The organism is Rhizobacter sp. P2_H2, assembly GCF_056403375.1.
Genome location: NZ_JBFUFP010000945.1, coordinates 1 through 2125 on the forward strand (window position 1 = coordinate 1; position 2125 = coordinate 2125).

A 2125-nucleotide genomic window follows, 5' to 3' on the forward strand; every position below is an offset into this window, starting at 1 on the left:
GCGCAGGTCGACGATGCGGGCCTCGACCTCGACGCGCGTCTCGCTGGCCAGCACCGTGTAGCTCGCACCGTACTTGCGCACCTTGATGTAGACCGCCGCGTCGGCACCGAAGAACTCGCGCAGCTTCTTCAGCGAGACCTCCTGGGCGTCGTGCGCGGTGTCCACGCCGTTCTGGCGGAAGGTCTCGTCGACCAGCGTGACCGGCAGCACGTAGTAGCCCGCTTCGGCCAACGGCCGGGTCGCCTGGCTCCAGACGGAGGCGGTCGCGCTGATCTCGGGCGACTCGTTGAGCGGCGGCAACACCAGCAGCGAGGCCGGTTTCGCGCGATTGAAGGCCGTGTAGTCGTAGGCCGGCGAGGTGGCACAGCCACCGAGCAGCGCGGCGCCGGCGACGGCAGCCCACAGGATGAGGGATCGAACGCGCGTCATGCCGGTTTCTCCGTCTTGGCCACGGGGCCGTCCAGGCGCTTGAGCAACTGGTCCATGTAGGGCGCCGATTCCGGGAACGCGAGCTTCTCGGCCTGCCAGAGCTGGCGCGCCTCGCCCGGGTCGCCGATCGACAGCTTCAGCATGCCCAGGTGGGCCCGCAGGCCGGGCGGCAACGCGGCATTCTGCGCACGCGCCTTCACGACGTGCTCCTCCAGCGCGGCGATCTGCTCCTGCGCGCCGGCGCCGCCGCGCTGCAGCGCGTCGTACTGCTGGCGCGGGAACGACTCCCACAGGTACAACGGCGGGCGCGGCTTCGCGCAGCCGGCCAGCAGCGCCAGCGCACAGGCGGCGACAAGGAAGCGCCCTGTCACTTGGCTGTCWCCTTGCCCCACTGACCACTGTCCTTCGCGGTGACGAGGTCGTCGACCGCCTGGCGCATCGCAAGATCGAGCACCTTGCCGTTCAGCGTCGCGTCGTAGCTGGCGGTGCCGCCGAAGCCGAGCACCTCGCGGTTCGACAGCTCGTACTCGCCGGCACCGCGCGCCGAGTAGACGACCTCGGCGGTCAGGCTGTTGACGATGTTCAGCGTGATCTTCGCGTAGGCGATCTGCGTCTTGCCGCGGCCGAACAGGCCGAACAGCTGGTGGTCGCCGACCTCCTTGCGGCCGAACTCGGAGATGTCGCCGGTCACCACGTACGAGGCGCCGCGCAGCTTCTGCGCCGTGCCCTGCAACTTGGCCTCCTGGCTGGTCTCGGACATGTTGTCGCGGTCGAGCACCGAGAAGCGCTGCGACTGCTGCAGGTGCGCGATCAGCGTGGTCTTGGCCTGGCTGCCGAGGCGGTCGACACCATCGGAGAACACGCCGCGCATGAAGGTGGAGCGGTTGTCGAACTTGCCGACCGAGACCGGCAGGCGCGTGCCGTTGAACGGCGCGGCGGCCGCCTGCACCTTGGCGACCTCCAGCGTGCGGGAGCTTTCGGTGGCGCAACCGGCGATGAACAAGGCGCATGCAGCCGCGAGAACGGCTGTCGGACGTTGGAACATGGGAATCCTCTGGAAGGGATGAAGCAGGTAGAAAAGCCGTGAATTATCTGACGCGCCATTGAGCGCCCCCCGGCACATCGGCACGGTGAACGACAAAAAGATTGGGGATGCTTTCAGCCCTCTGCCATGCTGCCGATAACTCCTCCCATGGCCGATACCGCTTTCCTCGCCGCCAAGGTGCTCCTGCTCGAACACGATCCGAAGCACTATCCCGAACTGCTCAAGTTCTGCGAGACGCTCGGGATCATCACCGTGCCGCGCGCCGCGGCCGACGCGATGGACGCGCTGGCCCAGCACAAGGACCTGGCCGGCGTGCTGCTGGCCGAAGACCTGCCCTGCGACGGGCCGGACAGCCTGAAGCTCGCCCAGGCCCTGCACCGCCAGCGCCCGGAGCTGCCGATCTTCCTGCGCCGCACCAGCACGCGAGCCCTGACCGACGACGAGTCGCGCTGCATCACGCACCCGTGGACCAGCGGCCAGCTCGATGAGCTGCGCGCCCACATCGAGCGCAGCCTGTTCGGCCTGCGCTACCCGATGGCGCTGGTGCACGGCATCGTCGAGCTGACCTGCAAGGCCATCCGCTCGATGTTCCCGAACGCGACGGTGGAGGCCGGGGCGCCCTACGTGGTGCACGACCGCATCATCTACGGC

Annotated in this window: 3 protein-coding genes and 1 pseudogene; 1 reads left to right on the forward strand and 3 read right to left on the reverse strand. The window is 68.4% G+C overall.

The window, feature by feature from the left end:
- From AC1D15_RS28540 to AC1D15_RS28550, 3 genes are all read right to left on the reverse strand, one after another.
- Positions 1-429: GNA1162 family protein (locus tag AC1D15_RS28540; RefSeq protein WP_477828671.1), on the reverse strand; the 429-nt coding region annotated here is incomplete at its 3' end.
- Complete coding sequence (locus AC1D15_RS28545) at positions 426-800, reverse strand: DUF4810 domain-containing protein (RefSeq protein ID WP_047505115.1); 375 nt, start codon at positions 798-800, stop codon at positions 426-428. The genes AC1D15_RS28540 and AC1D15_RS28545, both read right to left, overlap by 4 nt.
- Positions 797-1474 (reverse strand): CsgG/HfaB family protein, encoded by a 678-nt coding sequence (locus AC1D15_RS28550; RefSeq protein ID WP_477828672.1) that lies wholly within the window; start codon positions 1472-1474, stop codon positions 797-799. Before AC1D15_RS28550 ends, AC1D15_RS28545 begins: the two co-directional genes overlap by 4 nt.
- 147 nt (positions 1475-1621) lie before the next feature.
- Here AC1D15_RS28550 and AC1D15_RS28555 point away from each other — a divergent pair.
- Positions 1622-2125 (forward strand): annotated as a pseudogene (locus AC1D15_RS28555) (hypothetical protein); the annotation flags it as partial.